Genomic DNA, 21223 nt, shown 5'->3' with positions numbered 1-21223 from the left:
TTAATTTTTCACAACTCTTATTGTTCCCTTTTGAAACAAAATATCAGCAATTTTCTTAAAAATTTGAGAACTGTTTAATCCAGCTTTATCGTACATTTTTTTTGGATCATCTTGTTCAATGAATTCATCTGGTAAAGTCAGTGATCTAAATTTTAATCCTTTATCAAATACTCCTCTTTCAGCTAATAAATTTTTAACATGAGAGCCGAAACCACCTATTGATCCCTCTTCAATAGTTATCATAAGCTCATGTTCCTTAGCAGATTTTAGTATAAGTTCTTCGTCTAAAGGCTTTACAAATCTGGCATCTATCAAAGTTGTTGAAACCCCTTTTGCTTTTAATTCCTCTACAGCTAACTTGCACTCCTCAAGTCGAGTACCGAGGTTTAAAATACAAACTTGTGTCCCTTGTTGAACGACTCTTCCTTTACCAATTTCAATTTTTTCGTCTATTGATGGGAGATCAGCACCCACTCCAGTTCCTCTTGGATATCTAATTGCAGAAGGTCTGTCATTTATATCAACTGAAGTATTAATCATTTTAACTAGTTCAGCTTCATCACTTGCTGCCATTACTACAAAGTTTGGTAAAGTTGATAAGTAAGTTATATCAAATGAACCAGCATGTGTTGACCCATCAGCACCAACTAATCCTGCTCTATCTATCGCAAATCTAACTGGTAAACTTTGGATGGCAACATCGTGGACAACTTGATCATATGCTCTCTGTAAAAATGTAGAATAAATTGCAGCATATGGTTTGTATCCCTCGGTTGCGAGACCAGCCGCAAAAGTTACAGCATGTTGTTCCGCTATTCCAACATCAAACATTCTATTTGGAAACTCTTTGCCAAAAATATCCATGCCAGTCCCTCCAGGCATCGCTGCTGTTATTCCTACTATTTTGCTATCTTTTTTAGCATGTTTAACTAACGTGTTTGCAAATACTTTTGTATAAGCTGGAAGGTTTGATTTGCTCTTTACTTGTTCGCCAGTCTCAACATTAAATTTTGATACTCCATGATAATGATCATTTGCTTTTTCTGCATAAGAATAACCTTTTCCTTTTTGAGTTTTGATATGAATCATTATAGGGCCCTCATGTTTTGATTCTTTTGCATTTTTTAAAATTGGAACTAGGCTTGATAAATCATGACCATCTATAGGACCTGCATAATAAAAACCAAGTGAACTAAACAATGTACCTCCAGTAACTGCTGAACGGAAAAAATCCTCTGCCTTTCCTGCTTTAGCACTAAATCTTTTTGAAAATGCAGATGTAATTAATTTTAAGGTTTCTCTAAGACTAAAATATATTTTACCCGTAAATAATTTTGCCAAGTAAGTTCTCATTGCTCCAACTGGTTTTGCAATTGACATGTCGTTATCATTTAAAATAACAATTATTTTTGTTTTAGATGCCCCAGCATTATTCATGGCTTCATAAGCCATACCTGCGCTAATTGCTCCATCACCTATTACAGCTATTACATTGGAAGACTTATTTTCTAATTTATTTGCCTCTGCAATTCCTAATGCAGATGAAATAGATGTTGAACTATGTGCTGCTCCAAATGGGTCATACTCACTTTCAGATCTTTTTGTAAAGCCTGATAAACCATCGCCCTGTCGTAAAGTTCTAATTTTATCTTTTCTTCCAGTTAAAATTTTATGTGGGTAAGATTGATGGCCAACATCCCATATTAATTTATCATTTGGGGTATCAAAAACATAATGAAGTGCAACTGTCAATTCAACCACTCCCAAACCAGCACCAAGGTGACCTCCTGTTTCTGAAACAGCACTTATCATTTCCTCCCTAACCTCATCTGCTACTTTTTGTAAATTATTTTCAGAAACTTTTCTTAAATCAGATGGAAAGTTGATATTATTTAAAAATTGATAATTTTTTTTCATTTTTTTCTATTCAATATATAGCCTAATGTTTCATTTATTTTTTCAGATCTTGAACCATATTTTCTTAAATCCTTAATAATATCTTTTATTATCTTATCACAATACTTAAGTGAGTCATCATAGCCTATTAAATTTATAAGTGTTGCCTTGCCTTTTTTTTGATCTTTTCCTGTTTTTTTCCCGGCTTCCTTAGAATTACTTTTCAGATCAATTAAATCATCAGCTATTTGGAATAAAAGACCAATTTTCGATCCAATATTTTCAAAAAATTTAATTTCTTGGATTGTTTTTTTCTTAATTATTGCTGGAGCTGCACAACAAAAACTAAATAACATTCCAGTTTTTTTTATTTCCATTTCTAATATTTTGTTCCTTGATATTTTCTTTCTCTCATAACTTAAATCTAAATATTGCCCACCAGCTATTCCTAAATGTCCTGAACATTCTGATAATTTTTTGATTAGGTTGATCTTTATCTTTTCATTTAATTTCAATTTAGGACTTGATAAAATTTCAAAAGCTAAAGTCAGTAACGAATTTCCTGCTAGAACTGCGGTAGACTCACCAAATTTAATGTGAGCCGAAGGTTTTCCTCTTCTTATATCATCATCATCCATGCAGGGTAGATCATCATGAATAAGAGAATAAGCATGAATACATTCAACGGCCGACCCAACTATTATCAATGTTTTATAATCTATTGAAAATAATGACCCTAAGTCGATTAAGATTTTAGATCTTATTTTTTTTCCACCTGGAAACAAACCATACTTCATGGGTGGCATTAGCTGAGAATATTTCTGTGAATTAATATATTTTTTAAGGAATATATTTGTATCCTTAGCTATTTTATTAAGCTGTTTTTTCATTTTTTTTAGTTATCTCTTTTATCTTTTTATTTGTCTCTTCCCCAATAGATTTAAAATTTTTATGAAATTTCTTTTCAATAATGTTATTTAATTTTAGAAGTTCTTGATAGCTGTCAACTGAATTGTTTAAATCATTTTCCTTCTCTAGAGACTCTATAATCTTATTTGCTTTTTCTGTAAGTTCTTCAACTGAGTACTGATCATAATCAAGTGGTAATATTTTATCTTTCATATAATAATAATTATTAATACATGAAATTTATTCAATCAAATATCAAAAAAGCAAAAAAATATTTAGATAATAATCATTGTGTTGCGGTACCAACAGAAACTGTTTATGGATTGGCTGCAAACGCTTACTCGAATAATGCAGTTAAGAAAATATTTAGTCTTAAAAAAAGACCATTAAACAATCCTCTAATTGTCCATTATTACGATATTCAAAGACTTAAAGAAGACTGTGATATAAATGATAATTTAGTAAAACTTTACAAAAAATTTTCTCCAGGTCCGATAACTTATGTTCTGAAATTAAAAAATAAATCAAAAATATCAAAATTTGTCACTAATAATAAAAAAAGTATTGCCGTACGATTCCCTAAACATAAATTATTAAGAAGTTTATTAAAAAATTTAGATTATCCAGTAGCGGCACCTAGTGCAAATATATCCTCAAGATTAAGTTCAGTTAAACCATCTGATGTAAAAGAAGAATTTGGTTCAAAAATAAAATATATTTTAAATGGAGGAAAAAGTAAAATTGGGGTTGAGTCCACAATACTAAATCTTTTAGAAAAGCCCTCACTTTTAAGATATGGAGGCCTAGATACTAAAAAAATAGAAAATGTTTTAAAAAAAAAATTATTAATTAATACAAATTCAAAAAAAAAATTATCACCTGGTTTATTTCCGTTACATTACTCACCTGGGATACCTTTAAGAGTCAATGTTAAAAAACCAAAAAAAGATGAGGCTTATTTATTATTAAAAAAAAGAAAATCAAAATTAAAAAACTATTATTATTTATCCAAAGTGAAAAATATAGATGAAGCTGCAAAGAATTTATATTCAACTTTAAGAAAAATTAAAAACGATGGTTTTAAAAAGATTGCAGTTGAGACGATTCCAAACAAAGGTCTTGGCAAAACAATTAATGATAGATTAAAGAGAGCCTCCAAATATTAATGACAAATTCTATTGAAGTAATCAATCTATCAAAAAAATATAAAGATAAAGAAGCGGTGGCTAATATAAATTTTAAAATTAATGAAAATGAAATGGTTGGTTTATTAGGACCTAATGGATGTGGAAAAACTACAACTATTGGAATGATTTTAGGGTTATTAAAACCAAGTAGTGGTGAGGTTTTAATCAACGGAGAGAATATTGAAAAAAATAAAATCTCTCTTCTTCATAAAATGAATTTTATTTCACCATATATTGAATTACCTAAAAAACTTAAAGTTAAACAAAATTTAATTGTTTATGGAAAATTATATAACATTCAAAATTTAAATGACCGAATAGATCACCTTGCAAATAAACTTAGATTAAAAGACCTTTTAAACAAAATTACTGGAGAGCTTTCTTCTGGACAAAAAAACAGGGTAAGTCTTGCTAAAGCTTTAATAAATGATCCAACAGTACTTTTGTTGGATGAACCCACTGCTTCACTAGACCCTGAAACTGGTGATTTTGTAAGATCGTTTTTAGAAGATTACAAAAAGAAGAAAAAAATATCAGTTTTGCTTGCCTCCCACAATATGGAAGAAGTAAAAAGATTATGTAGTTCTGTTTTGATGATGAAAGATGGTTTAATAGTGGATAGAGGAACTCCTGAAGAGTTAATAACAAAATATGGAAGAAGAAACTTAGAGGAAGTATTTTTAGAAATTGCGAGAAAATAAAATGAATTTAATTAGAATATATGGTCTTTTTTTAAGACACTTTTATTTAATAACTAGATCATTTCCAAGAATATTAGATTTAATTTATTGGCCTTCAATCCAAATTACTCTTTGGGGATTTATTTCTAATTTTTTTGCAGCTCATAGCTCTTATTACAGTGGTGCAGTAGGAGTTATTCTTTCATGTGCGATTCTTTATGATTTTTTATTTAGAACCAGTATTGGCTTTAATATGTTATTTTTGGAGGAAATTTGGAGCAGAAATTTTACAAACTTATTTATTGCACCGATGAAAATTAGTGAAATAATTGTCTCTCTAGTTTTTACTGCTTTAATAAGAGCATTAATTGGTTTAATCCCAGCTATACTATTAACTTCTCCATTGTTTGGTATATCTTTGCTAAAACTTGGTCTTCCTTTGGCATTTCTTTTCTTAAGTCTGTACTTATTCGGAATAACACTTGGTCTGTTTGTTTCAGCAGGATTGTTAAGATTTGGACCATCTTTTGAGAATATTGCGTGGTCTACTATGTTTTTATTAGCACCTTTTGGCTGTATTTACTATCCAGTTGAAACACTACCCGGAATCTTCCAATCAATCGCTTTCGCACTTCCTTTGGTTTATATTTTTGAGGAGACCAGAAATATCTTGGTCAATGGAATGGTAAATTATGAAAATATTATTAATGCAATCTATCTGAATGGGTTTTATTTAATTTTGTCAATATTAGTATTTTATTACTCCTTTGACAAAGCAAGAGATAAAGGAACTTTAATAAATATAGGTGAATAAACTGGTGCGCCTGCTAGGAGTCGAACCCAGAACCTCCTGATCCGAAGTCAGGCGCTCTATCCAGTTGAGCTACAAGCGCATATAGTATTAATATTATATTTTATGGAAAAAAACATTAATTTTATAGTCAAAGAAGATGAGAAGAATTTAAGGGTTGATATTTTAATTAACAAAAGAGAGGAATTAATTAGTAGAACTAGAATTAAAAATTTAATTTTAAAAGAAAAGTTAACACTAAATAATGAAATAATTAAAAGTCCGTCAAAAAAAGTTTCAATTGGTGATACTATAAATCTTAAGATTCCAGAGCCTGAAATAGCATCCCTTAAACCTTACGAATTTAAATTAGAAATAATATACGAAGATGATGATCTATTAGTAATTAATAAACCTGCCGGAATAATCATGCATCCAGGAGCTGGAAATTATGATAAAACAATTGTTAATGCACTGATGCATTATGATAAGGACTCTTTATCCAATATAGGTGACGAGTTAAGACCTGGTATTGTTCATAGAATTGATAAAAACACATCTGGTTTAGTTGTAATTGCAAAAAACAATGAAACTCATGAAAATTTATCAAAACAATTTAGTGATCATACAATTATAAGAGAGTACCAACTTTTAATATGGGGAAAATTAAGACCCTCCTCAGGAAGGATTGAAACATTTATAACTCGTAGTTCAAAAAATAGACAACTAATGGAAGTTAGTAGTTCTAAAGGTAAGAAAGCTATAACAAATTATAAAACACTTGAAATTTTTGAAAATCAAAAAACACCAACATTAAGTTTAGTTGAATGTAGATTAGAAACAGGGAGAACACATCAGATAAGAGTTCATATGAACTTTAAAGGTAATAGTCTAGTTGGAGATGACAAATATAAAAAAAAATATAAAAAATTAAAAAATATTGATTTTGATATCCAAAATTCAATTACTAAATTAAATAGACAATTCCTGCATGCAAAAACTTTAGGATTTATTCATCCGCGCACTAAGAAAGAGATGATTTTTTCCTCACTTTTGCCACAAGATCTAAATAATATTCTAAAAATGCTTAGAAACACTAAAGAATAAATTATTGAAAATTAGGTATAATTAATTAAATAAACACTGCTATGAGCACAACAATGAGCAATAATCTGCCAACCCTTTCTAATGAAGGTGGGCTTTCTGCATATTTAGAACAAATTAAAAAATTTCCGATGTTAGCTGCAGAAGAGGAATATATGCTAGCAAAAAATTGGAAAACGACTGGTAATATTAAAGCTGCAGAAAAACTAGTTACTAGTCATTTAAGATTAGTTGCAAAGATTGCTATGGGCTACAAAGGATATGGTTTGCCTATTAATGAAATGATTTCAGAGGGAAATGTAGGTCTTATGCAAGCTGTTAAGAAATTTGAACCAGAAAAAGGTTTTAGATTGGCAACTTATGCAATGTGGTGGATAAAGGCTTCTATTCAAGAATATATTTTAAGATCTTGGAGTCTTGTCAAAATTGGAACTACTACTGCTCAAAAAAAATTATTTTTTAATCTAAAGAAAATTAAAAATCAAATTTCTCCAGAAACTGAAGGTGACTTAAGAGATGAACACGTTGATCATATAGCTAATAAGCTCGATGTAAGTAAAGAAGAAGTTGTTTCAATGAATAGAAGACTTTCTGGAAAGGAGTTCTCACTAAATGCTCAAGTTGGAGAAGATGGCGATGAATGGCAAGACTGGTTGGTTGATAAAGAACTTGATCATGACTTAAAATTTGCTCACCACGAGGAAATGGAACAAAGAAAAGATTTATTAAAAGACTCTATTAAAGTTCTTAACGATAGAGAAAGAGAAATTTTATACTCTAGAAGACTAAATGATGACCCAACTACACTAGAAGATTTAAGTAAAAAATATAAAATTAGCAGAGAAAGAGTTAGACAAATAGAAAATAAAGCATTTGAAAAACTTCAAAAGCACATGCTTCTATTAGCTAAATCAAAAAATCTTTTACCTGCAAACTAAACTTCAAAAGGGTTTTCAATTAAAATAGTATCATCTCTTTCTGGACTAGTTGAGATACTTGATACTTTTGCACCAATAAAATCCTCTACTGCAAAAATATATTTTTTTGCATTTTCGGGTAATGAGTCTAGATTTTTAACTCCACTTGTAGAAGCTTTCCAACCTGGAAAAGTTTCATAAATTGGTTTTATTTTTATTTGATCTTCTACAGCAGCAGGTAAATAATCTAATCTTTTACCATCAAGCTCATAAGCAACACACATTTTAATTTCATCTAACTCATCGAGTACATCTAATTTCGTTAAAGCAATACCATCAATCCCTGAAACTTTAATAGTTTGCCTTACCAAAACACCATCAAACCATCCGCATCTTCTTTTTCTACTTGTAACAGTTCCAAATTCTTTTCCACGTGTTCCTAAAAGTTCACCAACATCATCTGTTAACTCTGTAGGAAAAGGACCTTCCCCAACTCTTGTTGTATAAGCTTTTGTAATTCCAAGAACATAATTTATAGAATTAGGGCCACAACCAGTTCCTGTCGCTGCGCTTGAGGCAACAGTATTAGATGAAGTTACAAAAGGATAAGTTCCATGATCTACATCAAGTAAAATACCTTGGGCTCCTTCGAATAAAATTCTCTTTTTTTGTTTTTTAAATTGATCAATCTTTAGCCAAACTGGCTGAGAAAATTCTAATATTTTGGGTGCTATTTTAAGCAAATCAGATTTAAGCTGATCTTTTTCAAAAATTTTTTTTCCTAGGCCTTTTCTAATTGCATTATGATGAACTAGTACAGAGTCGAGTCTTTGATCTAAATTTTTTTCAGATCTTAGATCCATAACTCTTATAGATCTTCTTCCAACTTTATCTTCATATGCTGGTCCAATTCCACGTCTTGTGGTTCCTATTTTGCTTTTTCCTGCCGCATCCTCTCTAATCTCATCCATTTCTCTATGAAAAGGCAAAATTAAATTTGCAGACTCTGAGATAATAAAATTATGTACATTTACATCTACGCCTTTAGATTTTATTTCTTCTATTTCCTCTAATAGAGCCCAAGGATCTACAACAACTCCGTTGCCAATAATTGATATTTTACCTTTTCTAACTATTCCAGATGGCAGTAATCTCAATTTGTATGTAACACCATCAATCACTAAAGTATGGCCAGCATTATGACCTCCTTGAAACCTTATTACCACATCAGCCTGTTCAGATAACCAATCAACAATTTTTCCTTTACCTTCGTCACCCCATTGAGATCCAACAACGACTATATTTTTCATTATTTAAATTTTCTGTTTACTTTTAAGGAAGTGAGATGGTTAATTGGGCCATGACCTTTTCCATATTTCGGGTTTGATTTAATTGCAGAATTTACATACTTAATTCCTAGCTCACAAGATTTCTTTACTGTTTTTCCACATGATAAAAAAGTTGTAACTGAGCTAGATAATGTACAACCTGTACCATGGGTATTCTTTGATTTGTAACGCTCGCTTTTGAAGATCTTTATGTCTTTTTTGTTAATTAAAATATCTATTACATTTTTATGTTTTAAATGACCACCTTTTATAAGTACATTTTTGGCTCCTAATCCCATAAGTTTATTAGCAGCAAAAATCATATCCTCTTTTGTTATAATTGTTGTTTTAGTCAAAATTTCTGCCTCTGGGATATTGGGGGTAATAAGTGATACTTTTTTAATTAATTTTAATTTTAATAATTGAATAGCTTTAGTATCTATAAGTTTGGCCCCTCCTTTAGCAACCATAACTGGATCTAATACGATTTTTTTAACTTTAATTACATCCAGAGCTTTCAGTACCATTCTAATAACCTCTGAAGAATGTAGCATACCAATTTTTACTGCATCAGGTCTTATATCTTTGCAACTATAAATAATTTGATTAAAAATTTCTTTTGGATTAATTCCAACAATTGATTTTACACCAGTGGTATTTTGAGAAGTAACTGCTGTTATTGCTGTCATTGCATAAGAACCTAGAGCAGTAATAGTTTTTATATCAGCTTGAATACCTGCTCCACCAGATGAATCAGATCCTGCAATAATTAAAATTTTAGAATTAGGTTTCAATTTATTTAATTTTTTTCGTAATCATGTTCACGCATTTATATAAAAGAGCTTTATTTTCACTTTCTCCCATTACTCTTATTTTAGATTCTGTTCCTGATTTTCTTACTAAAATTCTTCCATTACCTTTGATTAATTTATCTGCATTTTTTATGATTTTTTTTATCTCTGGTTTATTAATTATATTTTTATCTTTAACCTCGATATTTTCTAAAAGCTGAGGTGTTTTCTTAAATTGATCAAAAAATTCACTTGCCTTTTTTCCTTTTCTTAAAGCAAAAAGAGCTTCTAAAGCTACTAGCAAACCATCTCCTGTGGTTGCAAATTTACCTAAAATAATATGTCCTGATTGTTCACCACCTAAATTAAAATTATATTTCTGCATTTTTTCTTTAACATATCTATCTCCAACATTTGCCCTTAAAAATTTTATTCTTTTTGATTTAAAATATTTTTCTAACCCATAATTTGACATTAATGTTCCAACAACTCCCCCTTTTAACATTTTTTTGTTTTTCCATCTTGTTGCTAAAGCAGCTATAATTTGATCTCCATCTATTATATTGCTTTTTTCATCACACATTATAATTCTATCAGCATCCCCATCTAAAGATATTCCTATATGTGCTTTATATTTTTTTACAGCAGATCTAATTTTTCTTGGAAAAGTTGATCCACATTTTTTATTAATGTTTAAACCATTTGGTTTAATTCCTATTGCTATGACTTTAGCTCCTAATGATTTTAATAATTCAGGACCTGCCTTATAACCAGCGCCATTTGCACAATCAATTACTATTCTTAGTCCTCTTAAGTTGAACTCTTTAGTGAAATTTTTTTTTAATATTTTAATATATTTTTTAGTACCTGTTTCTAATCTTTTAACTCTCCCTAATTTTTCAGAATGCGAAAGGTTTTTTGAGATTTTCTTATCTATAAGTCCCTCAATTTTTTTTTCTATTTTATCTGATAATTTCATTCCATCAGGACCAAACAATTTTAAACCATTGTCAAAATGTGGATTGTGAGAGGCAGTAATCATTATACCCATATTAGCCTTCATTTCTTTTGTTAGCATAGCCAACCCATTAGTTGGTAAGGGTCCTAGAGTATAAACATGCATACCAGCTGAAGCCAAACCTGAGACAAGAGCTGGCTCAAGTGTATATCCTGACAATCTAGTATCTTTTGCAATTATTGCCGTTTGTTTTCTTTTTTTTTGAGATTTAAAGTATGTTCCACTAGCAAGTCCAAATTTAAAGAACATATCTCCATTAATATATTTACTATTGACTGCTCCTCTTATTCCATCGGTTCCAAAATATTTTTTTGTCATTAATTTTTGACTATTTCATTAAAAACTTTGATTCCTTGCTTAACTTCATTGACATCATGAATTCTTAAAATCTGAATTCCTTGCATTAAAAGATATATTGAAGAGGCCATAGTTCCACCGATCCTTGTTTTGCTATCATTTTTTTTTGATATATCTTTAATAAATCTTTTTCTTGAATTACCCACTAGTATAGGAAAACCTAATGAATGAAAAATAGAAACACCTCTTATAAGATTCATATTATGTTTCAAATTTTTTCCAAATCCAATTCCAGGATCTAAAATTATATTATTGTGTTTAATACCCTTGGACCTTATTAACTTAATCTTATCTTCAAAATAATCATATATATCTAATAATTCATTTTTATATTTCGCCTTCTTTTGCATATTTTCTGGTGTCCCAACTGAATGCTGTATTACAAATGGAATTTTATACTTTTTTAAAATATTTATCGTTTTGGGATCATAACTTAACCCTGAAATATCATTAATCAGTTTAACTCCCATCCTGATACCTTTTTCCATAATCCTAGACTTTCTTGTGTCTAAAGATATTGGTATTTTTTTAACAATTAATTTTAATATGTTATTAATTCTATTCCATTCTTCCTTTTCATTTACAGGCTTCGATCCTGGTCTTGTAGATTCTCCACCAACATCTACTATAGATGCACCACTTTTGTATAAACTAATAGCATGAGTGATACCCTTATTTTTTTTATTAAATTTACCTCCATCCGAAAAACTGTCGGGTGTAAGATTTAATACTCCTAAAATATTTGGAATTTTTTTAAAATTAAAATTAGAAAAATTTATTTTTTTTGATTTAATTTTATTGATATCTGCATTTATTTTTTTTTTTAAGTTTTTTGGTAAGTGCTTGATTTGATTTATAGAAATTGTTTTTTTTGATTTTCTTGTGATTATCTCAATATGAGAAAAAGATATTTCTTTAATTTCATGTAATGGAATTGATTTTTTTTTATTTACTAAATATTTTGATTGATTGCCAAAATAGAAATTACACGCTCTTGTGTAATATCTTTGCATTATTTACTAATGAACTAATTTTGGTTTTAAACCCATTGCATCAAGAGAAGAGCCTTGGTCATCTTTAGCATTATCTTTTACATCAAACTTTTCAGTTGGATAAATATTTTTATCCAAAATATTTGTTATTTCTTCAAAAGTTAAAGTTTCATAAGTAATAAGAGCTTTTGCAAGTTTATGTAAGTCATCTATCTTATCATCTATTATTTTTTCTGCTCTATCGTATCCTTCTCTCACAATTTTATTAATTTCATTATCGATTTTCTGAATAGTTTCTTCTGACATATTTTGTGTCTTTGTTATTGATCTTCCTAAAAATACCTCATCCTCATTATCTCCAAATGAAATTGGTCCTAATTCATCTGACATCCCATATTTTGTTACCATATCTTTAGCAATTTGTGTTACTTTACCAATATCTGAGCTACCACCACCACCAGCGCCTGTTGTAATAAAATCTTTTCCAAAAATTTTTTCCTCTGCTATTCTTCCTCCTAAAGCCATAGCAATCATACCTTTAAACTGATCTTTTGTTTGATAATCTTCATCAACTTCAGGTAACCACATTACCATACCGCCTGCCATACCTCTTGGAATAATTGTAGCTTTATGCATTTTAATATTCTTTATTTTAACATTCATTCCTACAATTGCATGTCCAGCTTCATGATAAGCTGTTAAACGCTTATCATCTTCACTAATTACTTTTGATCTTCTTTCGGCCCCCATCATTACTTTATCTCTAGCTTCTTCAATATCAATCATCGTAACAATTCTTTTATTTTTTCTTGAAGCTAATAAAGCTGATTCATTAATTATATTTGCTAAATCTGCTCCTGAAAAACCAGGTGTACCTCTAGCTATATTTCTAAGATTAACATCAGGTGCAATTTTAATTTTTTTTGCATGAACCTTAAGTATTTTTTCTCTACCTATAATATCGGGCCTAGGAACAATTACTTGTCTGTCAAATCTGCCTGGTCTTAATAGGGCTGGATCAAGCACATCTGGTCTGTTTGTTGCAGCAATAATAATAACACCTTCGTTAGTGTCAAAACCATCCATTTCAACTAATAACTGATTTAATGTTTGTTCTCTTTCATCATTTCCACCACCTAAACCAGCTCCTCTACTTCTTCCAACAGCATCAATTTCATCAATAAAAATTATACATGGTGAATTTTTTTTACCCTGTTCAAACATATCTCTAACTCTAGATGCCCCTACTCCAACGAACATCTCTACGAAATCAGAACCTGAAATTGTGAAGAACGGAACGCCCGCTTCACCTGCAATTGCTCTAGCCAATAAAGTCTTACCAGTTCCTGGAGGACCAACAAGCAAAGCACCTCTTGGAATTTTTCCACCTAACCTACTAAATTTTTTTGGATCTTTTAAAAATTCTACTATTTCTTCTACTTCCTCTTTAGCCTCTTCTACACCAGCAACATCGTTGAACGTAACTTTACCTTTAAGTTCGTTCATCATTTTTGCTTTTGATTTCCCAAAACCCATCGCTCCACCTTTTCCACCTTGCATTTGTCTCATAAAGAAAATCCATACTGCAATAAGCAGTAACATAGGAAACCATGATAAGAGCACACCAAACAATGAAGGCATTTTTTCCTCTAGAGGTGCTGCTGAAATACTTACACCTTTCTCAGATAATTTTTCTATTAGATTTGGATCATTAGGAGCATAGGTTGAAAAGGAATTTCCATTTGAATAAACACCTTTAATGTTATTTCCTTGGATCTCAACTTTTAGAACCTCACCGTTTTCAACTGAATTTAAAAAATCTGAAAATATTATTTGATTTCCACCTCTGATATTAGACTGAGGATTTTTAAACATGTTATAAAGACCTATAGTTAAAAAAACTATAATTCCCCACATTGCTAGATTTTTTAAATTCATAAGTTTAAAATAAGAATTATTATTAAATTAACAAGTGACAAAATATCAGTTATTTCATCAACTTTAACGCTCTTTTGATACTAAAACTGAATTATTTACCTTCTTTATTACACAGTTTCCTAAAGTGGTCATGAATGAGTTATCATTTTTAATTCGATAAATTAAGTTATCAATTTTTTTTCCTCTTACTGGGTAGTATTTTTTACCAACAGATTGTAACACTTCTGTTAGAGACCTAAAAACTACTTCTTCTGGTTGAAGAAAAAAACTTTTATTCAAAATAACAGACTTATTCATATTTGAAATTGTAGAATTGTCTTTTAAATTTTTTTCTACAAAGTATTTAATTGACTCGTTAGCAAATTTTAAATTTTTAATCGTTAGACTAAATTTATCATTATCCAATCCCTCTGATTCCAAGTTTTTTATAAAATTTCTAATTTTTACTCTTTTAAATTCATCATTTTTATTGGAGGGATCTTCAACATAATTTTTAAAAACTTTTTTGGTAATATGTTCTAAATTTTTTTTAGAAAATTTTAGCAAAGGTCTTATCAAATTAATATTTTGTAGGTTGGTTCTTTGATCAAATGACACCATGCCATTTAAACCGCTGCCTCTTAAAATTCTAATAAAAAAATTCTCCATTAAGTCATCTTTATGATGAGCTAATAAAATATTATTTATTTTTAATATTTTTGCCTTGTTTATCATCAGTGCATATCTTTTATCTCTTGCAATAGATTGGATGTTGCTTTTTGGTTTTTTTCCAACCCAGTTTAAAATCTCAAGATTAGTAGATAATTTTTTTAGAAGTAATTTTACAAATTTTGCCTCTTTTGTTGAATTATTTCTAAGTTTATGATCAACGTGTAAATATTTTACTTTTAGATGTTTTTTAATCGAATAAATTTTTGATAAAAAACATAAAGCTAGACTGTCTGGTCCACCAGAAACCGCAACTATAAAATCCTCATTTAATTTAAGATTTTCTTCAAATTTTTTATAAATTTTAGAAGTTTGTTTATCTTTTAATTGATTTAATAAAAACTTATGAGTCTTGTTTGATGCATTCAAATTTTTTGGACTCATATTTTGCTTTTTGTATTACGGACTGATTTGCATTAGGATATTGTAATTCTACACCATTTATCATTTTACATCCTTGGTCTTTTTCACCAATTTGAACCATTGATACTCCAAGTTTTAAAAGATTAATTGGAGCTTTTTTTCCTTTAGGATATTTTTGGTAACCCTCTAAATAAGCAGAAGCTGCATCTGTATATAATTGTCTAATTCTGAATGTTTCTGCATACCAGTATTGTGCACTACCCGCTAACTCATGATCATGGTTAGATAAAACAAATTCTCTAAAAGCTCTTTCTGCTGTACTGTAATCTCCAACTTTTAAAAAACTTGTTGCAAATTCATATTGCTCCACTGGATTTAAATCTTGAGGAAGTATTTTTTCTTCAGACTGAAAAGTTTCTGTTACAATTGAAGCTGTAGTATCTACAGATTGAATTTGTTGTGAAGTTTCGTTTGTCTCTGTATCTTTATATGAAATTGTTCCTAAATCTTGGGGCTGTGAACTACCAGGTAAAACTTTTTGTTCATCAGTCTTAGGTTTTGAGCTTAATTGATTTTCTACGCTACTTATATTTCCAGAGCTAATGTTTGTCTCTATATCTTGAAATCTTATTTGGTTATCTGCTTGAATTTTTGAAACACGGGTAGATAATTTGTCTAACTTAAAATTTATTTCTTCAAATTTATTAGTAAGTTCTCTAAACTGATCCTCAACTTCTGACAATTTTAATAGATGTCTAGTTAAAACATCTTCTGAGTTTTGGTCCAAGTTTGAAACTGAACTATCATTAGTACTTGCTTTCACTTCTATAGATCCAGAATAAACCGCTCTTTCAAGAGTTTTAAGATCATTTTTTATTATTTCTAATGTTTCATAAATATTATGGTTATCTGCAAAAGAAATATTAATAAAAACGAAATTTAAGATTAAAAATAATTTTAAAATTACTAATTTAAATATGAGCATCATTTAAATTAGATTTATGATTATAAAAATGGCAAAAAAAAGACCCTAAATCCAATAAAGGTTTTAGGGTCTTAAATTTTAAATTATTAATTTGCTTTAACAGTTACTGATCTTCTGTTTTTTGACCAAGCTAATGGGTTTGAACCAGAATCAACTGGTCTCTCTTTACCATAACTTAAAACAGTTATTCTGTCAGATGAAATACCATAAGTCATTAAATAATCTTTAGCTGCGTTAGCTCTTCTTTCACCAAGCGCTAAGTTATATTCCCTAGTTCCTCTTTCATCAGCGTGTCCTTCAAGCACTACATTGATGCTTGGATTTTTTCTTAACCAACCAGCTTGTGCTCTTAAAGTTTCTCTTGAAGCTGTTGTTAATATAGACTCGTTTGTTGCAAAGAATACTCTGTCTGGAACACCGTCTGCAAGATACTCAACCGTATCTGTTCCAGTGTAAACATCACCTTGCATTTGACCTTGAACATTTGAAACTTCTTTTTTTGTTGCACAGGCTGTAAGTGCTAAACAAGCCATTAACACTAAAAGTGTGTTTTTTAAAATTTTGTTTAATCTCATTAAATTGCTCCTTGCTGCTAATTTCAATTTCTTGACTTTTTCACAACTAAATAGAGGTTTCAAGTGTAAAAATCAAGAAATTTACAGAAATTAATCTCTTAATTGCTTAATAAAGATGACCATGATGGGTCTGAAGCATCTGTTGGTGTCTTTATTTCCCTCTCATTATAACCCGTTAAATCTATAGACCACAATTTTGCTGAAAAGCCTTCTCCTTTGGAGTTAGTTTTTGTCTCTCTATAAAATATTAATACCCTTCCATTTGGAGACCAAGATGGTGCTTCCTGATAATAATTTTCAGTTAACAGTCTTTCACCACTACCATCGGTTCTCATTACGCCTATATAAAATTTTCCTTTATGTAATTTTGTAAATGCAATTAAATCTCCTCTCGGAGACCATACAGGTGTTCCATATAAACCGTTACCAAAAGAAATTCTTTTTACATCACTTCCATCATTCTTCATTACATAAATTTGCTGATAACCACTTCTGTCAGAATTAAATGTAATATATTTTCCATCAGGAGAATAAGATGGGGAGGTGTCAATTGATGGATGATTGGTAATTTTTTCAACAATTCTATTTTCTAAATCCATAGTGTAAATATCTGACTTTCCGTCTTTAGCAAAACTCATAATTATTTTTTTCCCGTCAGGTGAAAAACGTGGTGCAAATGTCATTCCAGGAAAATCTCCAACTACCTCTTGTGTACCAGTTTCTATATCTAATAAATAAACCCTTGGCATATTTTTAAAGTAAGACAAATATGTTACCATTTGACTTGCTGGGTTAAATCGTGGTGTTAAAACTAACTCATTCCCTAATGTCAAAAATTTATTATTAGCTCCGTCTTGATCCATGATTGCTAATTTTTTTATTCTTTGTGTTTTTGGTCCTTCTTCTGAGACATAAATTATTCTTGTATCAAAATAACCTTTTTCTCCAGTCAGCCTTTCGTAAACCTTATCAGAAATAATATGCCCTACTCTTCTCCAATTATTAGGAACTGTGGTAAAAGCTAAAGCCATCATTTCTTTAGCAGCTAAAACGTCCCATAATCGAAACTCAACTCTTAATTTATCGTCAACATAATTTACTTTACCAGTAATAAGTGCTTGAGCTTTAATTAAATTCCAATCTTCAAATCTGGGTTTTAAATTTGCAATATCAGGAGCTTGTAAAAAAGCCTTTTTGTCTAGAGGATTAAATAATCCTGATGTTCTCAAATTATTCTCAACGATATTTGATATCTCGGAGCCAATATTTTCTTTTTTAAGTATTTTTTCAAAACCTTTTCTAGATTCTTCATCAATTGATAGGGGAGAAACTGCTAATGGAAGTGGATTTAAATTTCCCCTAGTTATATCAACTTCAATTAAAGCATTTGCTTTGATAGGTATTAATATAAATAATAATATTAAAATTTTTTTTGTCATTTAAATATACTACCCTTCTAACATCTCTCTTGCATCAAAATTTAATTGTAATTCTTTCCATCTTTCATATCCAGTTGTTGGAACTCTTAATGGTTGGCATAACTTGACAGCTCTCAAAGCACTTTCTGCTAAAACCTTGTAAAATCCTTGGCCTGGTTTATTCATTCTTGCATGGTCCAAAATTTCTGTTTTTGATACTGTTCCATCAGGTTTTAATTTTAACTTTATTCTTACCAATAAATTTTCATTGTATGGTAATCCTAATGGAATACTCCAGCACCCAAATATTTGAGCCTTAAGAGCATCCTCTTCGCTTAGTGTAAGACCTGTGTTTTCTACATTTCTTTCTTGATCTTGAGTAATGTCATCATTTGTTTTTAAAACTTCTGCACTCTCTTCTTTTGATTTATCAATTAAAGCAGCAATATTATTTGGATCAAACAAATCTTTTTTTTCAAATTCTGATACTTGTTTAACTTCATCATCTACTTTTTCAGGATTTTGTTTTTTTTCCTCTTTTGTTTCAACCTTTTTTAAAGTTTTATCTGGAAGTGGAATTGCCTCTGGTGTTTCATTCTCTATTTTTTTATTATTTTGATCAGGAGCCAGAACAGTTTTTGTTTTCGTTTTTTCTATTTTTTTTGGTGGAGCTTGCTCTGAAACAAGTTTTTTTTCTTTCTCTTTTACTTTCTCAATTATTTTTTTAGCCTTAGGTGCAAATGGAATATTGGTTTTTTCTGCTATTTGAATTAACTCAACCGATACGATTGGTGGAATATCAAGTGGTTTCTTTGCCAAAAAAGGTAAACTCATAGCTGTAATAAAAATTAACAAAGCATGCAAAACAGAAGAAATAATTAAACTTCTATTCACTTTAATTACCTTTGTTTATACGGTTCTGAAATCAATGCTACTTTAGTAAAACCAGATCCTGATAGTAATCCCATTATTTCTAAAACTCTCCCATAATTTATAGTTTTATCACCTCTAACATAAATTCTGGTATCAGTTCTATTTTTTGAAACGGCTAAAACTTTTGCAATAATATTATCGTATTCAACTTTTGCTTCTTGAATAAAAATTTCACCTTTTGCGTTAATTGACAACGTTAAAGGTTCTGTTTCTTCAGGTAAAGAGTCTGCCGAACTTTCTGGTAAATCAACTTGAACACCTACCGTTAATAATGGTGCTGTTACCATAAATATAATTAATAATACCAACATAACATCAACGAATGGAGTAACATTTATTTCACTCATAGGTTCTTTTGATGAGCGATTAAATTTAAAAGCCATTTTTTAGATTATAGTTAAAAATCTTTTAGAGAAGTTTTCTAATTTTTCAGAATATTTTTTAGAGTCATTATTAAATTTGTTGTAAGCAACTACTGCTGGTATTGCAGCCAACAAACCAAGAGCAGTTGCAAATAAAGCTTCGGCTATCCCCGGCGCAACTATCGCAAGACTTGTGTTTCTTGAAATAGCTATAGATTGAAAAGAATTCATAATTCCCCAAACAGTTCCAAACAAACCAATAAATGGTGCTGTTGAACCTACTGTTGCCAAAAAAGTAAAACCTTTTTCAATTTTTGTCATTTGTTTTTCAATTCCAGCTTCTAGAGAAGCGCTCATTCTTTCACTAATGTTAGTTCTTGTTTTTTTTTTAAGTAAACCTTCCATTGCATCTTGAAACACAAGTGACATTGGATCCTCAAGTTTACTAGGTAAACTATTGTAAAAAGTTTCGGCAGATTTAGAATTCCAAAATTTTTCTTCAAATTCTTCTGAAGATTTAGTTATTTTTTTAAATAAACGAAACTTTTCAATAATTACAGCCCAAGAATATATTGAGCACAATATTAATATAATCATTACAGACTTAACAATTATGTCTGCTCTAAAAAATAAACTGAATAATGAAAAATCAGTATTTGTTCCTAATTCAACTGCTTTTGCTGCTATATCTGCTTCCATACTTACTCATCACACGTAAATGTGTCATGATTTTGTCTTTTAATTTAAATTGATTATTCCTCTTTTTGATAAGTTTCGTAGAAAAAACTAGCTATTAGAATAGCATCTGCCTTGTTGTTATCTTTTTTTTTTGACAATTGTGATGAAAAATATGGAAAAATTTCAATAGCTCTTGTTCTGCTCGCATCTTTTTCTGAATTAATAAGGTTAAAATATTTTTTCCACTTAGCAGGCCTAACATAATAAACAGGTAAATGCATTGCGCTGCATATTCCTTTTAAAATACCAAAAGATTGACCAAAATTAAACATGCTAGTAACGCCTTGTCCAGGCATTGCAGAAACTTGTTCAATTACAACTTTTATGTTTTTTTTATCAAATTTGTTTATCCTTTCACTAATTTCATTAAATATTTGAGCACTATTTACTTGTCTTTTATTCTTCTTACCATCTGTCATGGTTGGCATTTCAATTACGTCTTTTATTATACCATCTTGAAAAAAACAGATTGAACCTGATATGCCTGGATCAATTCCAATAATCATCATTAAATACCTCCTAAATTAACGTTTGAATAAACGTTCTGAACATCGTCATCTTCCTCAAGAGTTTCTAAAAAATCTACAACATTATCTTTATTTTCTTTATTTACCTCAACACTATTTAATGGGACCCATTCAATTTCTGTAGAAATAAAATTCACAATAATTTTCTCAAGATTTTTTTTTACATTATATATTTCGCTCATTTGACACTGAACCTCATGATAATCCTCATAAGAAAAACATTCATCAGCTCCTGACTCAATCGCTAAATCTAAAATTTTTTCATCAGATATCTCTTTTTTATCAATTTTGATTATACCCAATTGTTGAAAATTGTGAGATGCTGAACCTTGAGTTCCTAAACTCCCACCACTTTTTTGAAAAATAGTTCTAATATTTGATGCGGTCCTATTTTTGTTGTCTGTTAAAGTTTCAATTATAACAGCAATCTTTTCTGGTCCAAACCCCTCGTATCTTAAATTTTCAAAATTTGCTCCTGTAGCTGCAGAAGATTTATCTATTGCTCTTTCAATATTATCTTTAGGCATATTTGCAGATCTAGCAGCCTGTACTGCAGATCTTAGTCTAGGGTTCATTGCTGGATCTTTGTCACCAAGTTTTGCTGCAACAGTAATCTCTTTAGATAATTTTGAAAATATCTTTGATCTTTGCTTATCAGCCTTACCTTTTTTATGTTTTATTCCTGCCCAATGTGAATGTCCTGCCAT

At 29.9% G+C, this 21223-nt stretch carries 22 protein-coding genes and 1 tRNA gene; 5 read left to right on the top strand and 18 right to left on the bottom strand.

Annotated features, from left to right (window positions below; translation table 11 throughout):
* Genes dxs through AMN81_RS04790 form a run of 3 tightly spaced genes read right to left on the bottom strand, consistent with a single transcriptional unit; the run spans position 1 to position 3018 of the window.
* Positions 1 to 1917, bottom strand: a complete 1917-nt coding sequence (dxs, locus tag AMN81_RS04800) for a 1-deoxy-D-xylulose-5-phosphate synthase (protein ID WP_072090938.1) — start codon at positions 1915 to 1917, stop codon at positions 1 to 3.
* A complete protein-coding gene (locus AMN81_RS04795; RefSeq protein ID WP_072090937.1) occupies positions 1914 to 2786 on the bottom strand; it encodes a polyprenyl synthetase family protein in 873 nt (290 codons plus the stop codon). The genes dxs and AMN81_RS04795 overlap by 4 nt, the downstream gene beginning before the upstream one ends.
* The gene (locus tag AMN81_RS04790) at positions 2770 to 3018 is read right to left on the bottom strand and encodes an exonuclease VII small subunit (protein WP_072090936.1); all 249 of its coding nucleotides are present in this window, start codon (positions 3016 to 3018) and stop codon (positions 2770 to 2772) included. Before AMN81_RS04790 ends, AMN81_RS04795 begins: the two co-directional genes overlap by 17 nt.
* A 20-nt stretch (positions 3019 to 3038) precedes the next feature.
* Here AMN81_RS04790 and AMN81_RS04785 point away from each other — a divergent pair, with 20 nt between their 5' ends.
* The 3 genes from AMN81_RS04785 to AMN81_RS04775 are packed head-to-tail and all read left to right on the top strand — an operon-like array spanning position 3039 to position 5486.
* Positions 3039 to 3971: an L-threonylcarbamoyladenylate synthase gene (locus AMN81_RS04785; RefSeq protein WP_072090935.1), complete on the top strand. Its 933-nt coding sequence runs from the start codon at positions 3039 to 3041 to the stop codon at positions 3969 to 3971.
* Positions 3971 to 4693, top strand: a complete 723-nt coding sequence (locus AMN81_RS04780; RefSeq protein WP_072090934.1) for an ABC transporter ATP-binding protein — start codon at positions 3971 to 3973, stop codon at positions 4691 to 4693. Before AMN81_RS04785 ends, AMN81_RS04780 begins: the two co-directional genes overlap by 1 nt.
* Position 4694: 1 nt before the next feature.
* Positions 4695 to 5486, top strand: coding sequence for an ABC transporter permease (locus AMN81_RS04775; protein WP_072090933.1), 792 nt, complete (start codon positions 4695 to 4697; stop codon positions 5484 to 5486).
* Between the two features lie 2 nt (positions 5487 to 5488).
* Here AMN81_RS04775 and AMN81_RS04770 read toward each other — a convergent pair.
* Positions 5489 to 5565, bottom strand: a tRNA-Arg gene (locus AMN81_RS04770).
* Between the two features lie 23 nt (positions 5566 to 5588).
* Here AMN81_RS04770 and AMN81_RS04765 point away from each other — a divergent pair.
* Together AMN81_RS04765 and rpoH are read left to right on the top strand one after the other, a co-directional pair.
* Positions 5589 to 6569 carry an RluA family pseudouridine synthase gene (locus AMN81_RS04765; RefSeq protein WP_072090932.1) on the top strand — a complete coding sequence of 327 codons (981 nt, stop codon included), beginning with the start codon at positions 5589 to 5591 and terminating at the stop codon, positions 6567 to 6569.
* Positions 6570 to 6622: 53 nt separating this feature from the next.
* Positions 6623 to 7504, top strand: a complete 882-nt coding sequence (gene rpoH, locus AMN81_RS04760) for an RNA polymerase sigma factor RpoH (RefSeq protein ID WP_080675012.1) — start codon at positions 6623 to 6625, stop codon at positions 7502 to 7504.
* On the opposite strand, the gene AMN81_RS04755 is transcribed toward rpoH, so the two are convergent.
* From AMN81_RS04755 to AMN81_RS04690, 14 genes are all read right to left on the bottom strand, one after another.
* On the bottom strand, positions 7501 to 8793 hold the full coding sequence (locus tag AMN81_RS04755) for an adenylosuccinate synthase (RefSeq protein WP_072090931.1): 1293 nt from the start codon (positions 8791 to 8793) through the stop codon (positions 7501 to 7503). The two genes, rpoH and AMN81_RS04755, sit on opposite strands and share 4 nt — an antisense overlap.
* Positions 8793 to 9605, bottom strand: a complete 813-nt coding sequence (thiD, locus tag AMN81_RS04750; protein WP_072090930.1) for a bifunctional hydroxymethylpyrimidine kinase/phosphomethylpyrimidine kinase — start codon at positions 9603 to 9605, stop codon at positions 8793 to 8795. Before thiD ends, AMN81_RS04755 begins: the two co-directional genes overlap by 1 nt.
* 1 nt (position 9606) lies before the next feature.
* A complete protein-coding gene (gene glmM, locus AMN81_RS04745; RefSeq protein ID WP_072090929.1) occupies positions 9607 to 10938 on the bottom strand; it encodes a phosphoglucosamine mutase in 1332 nt (443 codons plus the stop codon).
* Complete coding sequence (gene folP, locus AMN81_RS04740) at positions 10938 to 11990, bottom strand: dihydropteroate synthase (protein ID WP_072090928.1); 1053 nt, start codon at positions 11988 to 11990, stop codon at positions 10938 to 10940. Before folP ends, glmM begins: the two co-directional genes overlap by 1 nt.
* Before the next feature lie 6 nt (positions 11991 to 11996).
* Positions 11997 to 13907, bottom strand: a complete 1911-nt coding sequence (ftsH, locus tag AMN81_RS04735; RefSeq protein ID WP_072090927.1) for an ATP-dependent zinc metalloprotease FtsH — start codon at positions 13905 to 13907, stop codon at positions 11997 to 11999.
* A 63-nt stretch (positions 13908 to 13970) separates the two neighbouring features.
* Positions 13971 to 14999: a tRNA lysidine(34) synthetase TilS gene (gene tilS / locus AMN81_RS04730; protein ID WP_072090926.1), complete on the bottom strand. Its 1029-nt coding sequence runs from the start codon at positions 14997 to 14999 to the stop codon at positions 13971 to 13973.
* Positions 14959 to 15966: a tol-pal system protein YbgF gene (ybgF, locus tag AMN81_RS04725; protein ID WP_072090925.1), complete on the bottom strand. Its 1008-nt coding sequence runs from the start codon at positions 15964 to 15966 to the stop codon at positions 14959 to 14961. The genes tilS and ybgF overlap by 41 nt, the downstream gene beginning before the upstream one ends.
* Before the next feature lie 83 nt (positions 15967 to 16049).
* Positions 16050 to 16538 (bottom strand): peptidoglycan-associated lipoprotein Pal, encoded by a 489-nt coding sequence (gene pal / locus AMN81_RS04720; RefSeq protein WP_102133214.1) that lies wholly within the window; start codon positions 16536 to 16538, stop codon positions 16050 to 16052.
* A gap of 98 nt (positions 16539 to 16636) precedes the next feature.
* Positions 16637 to 17977, bottom strand: a complete 1341-nt coding sequence (tolB, locus tag AMN81_RS04715) for a Tol-Pal system beta propeller repeat protein TolB (RefSeq protein WP_072090923.1) — start codon at positions 17975 to 17977, stop codon at positions 16637 to 16639.
* A gap of 9 nt (positions 17978 to 17986) precedes the next feature.
* Positions 17987 to 18850: a cell envelope biogenesis protein TolA gene (locus AMN81_RS04710; protein WP_072090922.1), complete on the bottom strand. Its 864-nt coding sequence runs from the start codon at positions 18848 to 18850 to the stop codon at positions 17987 to 17989.
* A 5-nt stretch (positions 18851 to 18855) separates the two neighbouring features.
* Entirely contained in the window at positions 18856 to 19272 is a 417-nt protein-coding gene (gene tolR, locus AMN81_RS04705) for a protein TolR (RefSeq protein ID WP_023854310.1), read from the bottom strand.
* Positions 19273 to 19275: 3 nt separating this feature from the next.
* On the bottom strand, positions 19276 to 19950 hold the full coding sequence (tolQ, locus tag AMN81_RS04700; RefSeq protein ID WP_072090921.1) for a protein TolQ: 675 nt from the start codon (positions 19948 to 19950) through the stop codon (positions 19276 to 19278).
* A gap of 53 nt (positions 19951 to 20003) precedes the next feature.
* Positions 20004 to 20498, bottom strand: a complete 495-nt coding sequence (locus AMN81_RS04695) for a RuvC family protein (RefSeq protein WP_072090920.1) — start codon at positions 20496 to 20498, stop codon at positions 20004 to 20006.
* Entirely contained in the window at positions 20498 to 21223 is a 726-nt protein-coding gene (locus AMN81_RS04690; protein WP_072090919.1) for a YebC/PmpR family DNA-binding transcriptional regulator, read from the bottom strand. Before AMN81_RS04690 ends, AMN81_RS04695 begins: the two co-directional genes overlap by 1 nt.

The sequence above is a fragment of the Candidatus Pelagibacter communis genome, from assembly GCF_001179845.1.
GTDB lineage: Bacteria > Pseudomonadota > Alphaproteobacteria > Pelagibacterales > Pelagibacteraceae > Pelagibacter > Pelagibacter ubique_Q.
This window is presented reverse-complemented; position numbering and strand designations above follow the sequence as displayed.

Excerpts from the sequence above, each read along its gene's own strand:
- tolB (WP_072090923.1), bottom strand. The coding sequence starts at position 17,977 with ATGACAAAAAAAATTTTAATATTATTATTTATATTAATACCTATCAAA.
- AMN81_RS04790 (WP_072090936.1), bottom strand. The coding sequence starts at position 3,018 with ATGAAAGATAAAATATTACCACTTGATTATGATCAGTACTCAGTTGAA.
- ybgF (WP_072090925.1), bottom strand. The coding sequence starts at position 15,966 with ATGATGCTCATATTTAAATTAGTAATTTTAAAATTATTTTTAATCTTA.
- ftsH (WP_072090927.1), bottom strand. The coding sequence starts at position 13,907 with ATGAATTTAAAAAATCTAGCAATGTGGGGAATTATAGTTTTTTTAACT.
- dxs (WP_072090938.1), bottom strand. The coding sequence starts at position 1,917 with ATGAAAAAAAATTATCAATTTTTAAATAATATCAACTTTCCATCTGAT.
- tolR (WP_023854310.1), bottom strand. The coding sequence starts at position 19,272 with ATGGCTTTTAAATTTAATCGCTCATCAAAAGAACCTATGAGTGAAATA.
- pal (WP_102133214.1), bottom strand. The coding sequence starts at position 16,538 with ATGAGATTAAACAAAATTTTAAAAAACACACTTTTAGTGTTAATGGCT.
- tolQ (WP_072090921.1), bottom strand. The coding sequence starts at position 19,950 with ATGGAAGCAGATATAGCAGCAAAAGCAGTTGAATTAGGAACAAATACT.
- glmM (WP_072090929.1), bottom strand. The coding sequence starts at position 10,938 with ATGACAAAAAAATATTTTGGAACCGATGGAATAAGAGGAGCAGTCAAT.
- AMN81_RS04780 (WP_072090934.1), top strand. The coding sequence starts at position 3,971 with ATGACAAATTCTATTGAAGTAATCAATCTATCAAAAAAATATAAAGAT.
- AMN81_RS04795 (WP_072090937.1), bottom strand. The coding sequence starts at position 2,786 with ATGAAAAAACAGCTTAATAAAATAGCTAAGGATACAAATATATTCCTT.
- AMN81_RS04765 (WP_072090932.1), top strand. The coding sequence starts at position 5,589 with ATGGAAAAAAACATTAATTTTATAGTCAAAGAAGATGAGAAGAATTTA.
- AMN81_RS04695 (WP_072090920.1), bottom strand. The coding sequence starts at position 20,498 with ATGATGATTATTGGAATTGATCCAGGCATATCAGGTTCAATCTGTTTT.
- AMN81_RS04690 (WP_072090919.1), bottom strand. The coding sequence starts at position 21,223 with ATGGCAGGACATTCACATTGGGCAGGAATAAAACATAAAAAAGGTAAG.
- AMN81_RS04785 (WP_072090935.1), top strand. The coding sequence starts at position 3,039 with ATGAAATTTATTCAATCAAATATCAAAAAAGCAAAAAAATATTTAGAT.
- AMN81_RS04775 (WP_072090933.1), top strand. The coding sequence starts at position 4,695 with ATGAATTTAATTAGAATATATGGTCTTTTTTTAAGACACTTTTATTTA.
- AMN81_RS04755 (WP_072090931.1), bottom strand. The coding sequence starts at position 8,793 with ATGAAAAATATAGTCGTTGTTGGATCTCAATGGGGTGACGAAGGTAAA.
- tilS (WP_072090926.1), bottom strand. The coding sequence starts at position 14,999 with ATGAGTCCAAAAAATTTGAATGCATCAAACAAGACTCATAAGTTTTTA.
- rpoH (WP_080675012.1), top strand. The coding sequence starts at position 6,623 with ATGAGCAATAATCTGCCAACCCTTTCTAATGAAGGTGGGCTTTCTGCA.
- folP (WP_072090928.1), bottom strand. The coding sequence starts at position 11,990 with ATGCAAAGATATTACACAAGAGCGTGTAATTTCTATTTTGGCAATCAA.